General features: G+C 39.7%; 4 protein-coding genes and 1 pseudogene. 2 read left to right on the forward strand and 3 right to left on the reverse strand.

The features are described 5' to 3' along the window. Positions 1 to 168, reverse strand: a pseudogene (locus tag THEPK_RS12870) (IS982 family transposase); the annotation flags it as partial. 43 nt (positions 169 to 211) lie between these two features. Between THEPK_RS12870 and THEPK_RS12875 the strand changes: the two are divergent. Then, positions 212 to 823 (forward strand): ABC transporter permease family protein, encoded by a 612-nt coding sequence (locus THEPK_RS12875; protein ID WP_156882097.1) that lies wholly within the window; start codon positions 212 to 214, stop codon positions 821 to 823. A 10-nt stretch (positions 824 to 833) separates the two neighbouring features. Next, positions 834 to 1,736, forward strand: a complete 903-nt coding sequence (locus tag THEPK_RS01505; protein ID WP_042697496.1) for an ABC transporter ATP-binding protein — start codon at positions 834 to 836, stop codon at positions 1,734 to 1,736. A gap of 29 nt (positions 1,737 to 1,765) precedes the next feature. On the opposite strand, the gene THEPK_RS01510 is transcribed toward THEPK_RS01505, so the two are convergent. Both THEPK_RS01510 and THEPK_RS01515 read right to left on the reverse strand, forming a co-directional pair. After that, a complete protein-coding gene (locus THEPK_RS01510) occupies positions 1,766 to 2,242 on the reverse strand; it encodes an MFS transporter (protein ID WP_042697499.1) in 477 nt (158 codons plus the stop codon). An 81-nt stretch (positions 2,243 to 2,323) separates the two neighbouring features. After that, the coding region (locus THEPK_RS01515) for an RNA-guided endonuclease InsQ/TnpB family protein (RefSeq protein WP_042697504.1) at positions 2,324 to 2,808 on the reverse strand (485 nt) is incomplete at its 5' end.

A 2,808-nucleotide genomic window follows, 5' to 3' on the forward strand; every position in this document is an offset into this window, starting at 1 on the left:
TGCTTGTAAACTCCGTTAAAGTGCAAGTGTGCTAGTATTGCGAAGGTTATCAGGTCGTAGAGGCTGATTATTTCCCTGTGAGTGTTTTTCGGGTAGTGTTTGCTGATTATCGGATAGATTTTCGGATTTTATGATCAGGATTTCCTGCTGAAAGTTCATAACAACCACCAATCAACCAAAAGACTTAAGTGCTTATAACTCTAACGATCTAATGGGAACTAGGGTTGAAGTAGCAAAAATGGGCGAAGATGCAATAACATTTGCTGCCTTGATATCCCAACTATCGGTAGTTGTAATATTAGTATCTGCCTTGAGTTCTTATGCTTCAATTGTCTCCTCTTTTTTCAATGAGAAATTAAATAAAACTATGGAAATCCTTTTTTCATCTCCCCTCTCAGAATCCGAGATACTCTTGGGAAAATTGTTATCGGCAGTGTTCTTCAGTTTGCTCTCATGGGGCTTTGCTTTTGCATCTCTTTTCTTCCTCATCCAGTATCTACATCTAAAAGCACTAGGAAGTATATGGCATCCCACACTATACTTCATTATCATCACAGTGTTCGTTCCTTTTTCAATGATGATGTTCTCTATTAGCATAGGACTAGTAATGAGTGTAAAAATAAAGAGCTCAGAGCTTATAAACCTAATGAGCTTGCCTTTAGTTTTGACGCCAATTATAATATCCTTTGCATCGGCAAAATTAGGGTTAAACAGAACCTTTCAGATATATCTGCTCCTGGGGATTTGTTCTTTAGTAGCTTCACTAATAATAGCAATGTTGGGCAAGCGTGTCATCAATCGCTTGGCATTCATTACAAATTAAGGGTGATTTCATGCTTGAGGTCGAAAATATCAGTGCAGGTTATGGTAACGGCGATGTTATAGAAAATCTAAGCTTTATCGCAATAAAAAAGGAAATTTATGTATTATTGGGAGCCAATGGTGCAGGTAAAACCACAACATTTAGAGCAATCACCGGTATTTTGCCGCTTTCCAGTGGTAGGGTCGTAGTTGATGGAATTGATCTTTGGGTGGAACCTGAAAAAGCTAAAAGAAAAATTGGATATCTGCCGGAGGGGGAGCGGGTTTATCCGGATCTAACGGTCTACAAGAATCTGCGATTTTTCGCCAAGATCTATGATGTTGAAGAAGAACGGATTAATGAACTTCTAAAAGAATTTGGACTTGAAAAATACAAAAATACAAAAGCCGGATATCTAAGTAGAGGCTTTAGAAAGAGGCTCGCTTTAGCGAGAGCATTGCTTCACAATCCAGACATTCTAGTTTTGGATGAACCGTTTAGCAATTTGGACATTCCAACAGCTTTAAGCTTAAGAGACAAAATTTTTGAGATGCTGAAAGAAGGCAAAATCATTCTGTTTTCCACCCACATTCTAAGCGAGCTCCAGAATTTTGAGGAGGTAAAATGCAGGGTTGCAATAATGAAGGAGGGAAAGCTCGTTTTGGAGGAAAGATTGGAGAATTTACTAAGTAAAGTTAGTAGCATTGAAGTGGTGTTTAAAGTTGATAAAAAAAGAAGGGCAAAAGAACTCTTAGAGAAGTTTAGGTATAACGTTAACGTGGAAAACACGGGAATTTCTGTGATGGTTTCAAGGTATAATGATGAAGTTCCAGCGATCATGAAGATATTGCTTACCCAAGGGATTAATGTATATGAAGTGAAACCAAAAGAAACTCCCATAGAGAAAATATTCACCGGAATCCTAGAAAAATAGCAGGATTGGAATGGCTAGCAAACAGCCACTTAATAAACCCTAAATCGTATTATAAATACAAACAGCGCCACAATTCCAAGTACACTAACAAAAGCAAAGCCAAACCTAAAACCTAAAAATCCAACCAAGATTGGGCCCAGAGCTTGGCCTATGTCTTTTATACTCTCCAAAAAACCTAACGCTGTGCCTCTAAGCTTTGAAATTTCTGTTGCCAAAGGCTTGGTTGAAGCTTCACTTACTGAAGCGCCGAGTGAAAATAAAACTGCCCCTCCGATTATTAGTGAGAGGGAATTTGAGAGGGCAAAGATGAGCATGGCAAGACTTACCATGCTCATTCCCACAATTATTGGCTTTATTCTCCCAATCTTGTCACTTAAATAACCAGCGTAGGGTTTCACAATTGCCATTATTGAAATCTCAATTGTAAGGATTAATCCCGAAAGCCAAGCTTTGTCTTCAAGAAAGTAGAAAAGAGGTAAAAATGTCTCAATACTTTGATAAGCCATGTAAACAGCTGCATCCAACAGACCAAGAAGAAAGAGGGTGGAACTAAATGAAAACTCAAATCTTTCTAATTTCCGTTCTGCCTACCCGTAAAGTGCGTGTAGGGCGTTAATTTCGTAACGGGTAGGCTTCCAGCCTCCCGTCTTCATTGGCTGGCTTTCGGGGGGAACGGAGACTCCCCACATCTTCAAGGCTTTCAAACGAATATTCCAACTCCCAACCACATCCCTATCAGCCTCAAAACCACACTCGCATTTTAAAACCCTGTGCCCATTCGGGACTAGCTTCCCCCCACATATCGGGCACAGGGATGAAGTGCGAGCAGGATTAACAAAAACCACACTCACACCCTTTAACTTGGCTTTATACTCGATAATGGATTGAAGCTTTCTAAAACTCCACCTGTGCAAGCGACCGTTCATTTCAGCCGAATACCTTATTGTGTTCCTGATTTCCGTTAAGTCCTCCAAGGTAATACCACCGTATTTTTCAGCTAATTCAACGATTTTGTTAGCCAACTTGTGATACAAATCGTTCAGCCTGTTCCTCTCCCTTCTCCCATACTTTT

The organism is Thermococcus sp. PK (assembly GCF_000430485.1).
Lineage (GTDB): Archaea > Methanobacteriota_B > Thermococci > Thermococcales > Thermococcaceae > Thermococcus_A > Thermococcus_A bergensis.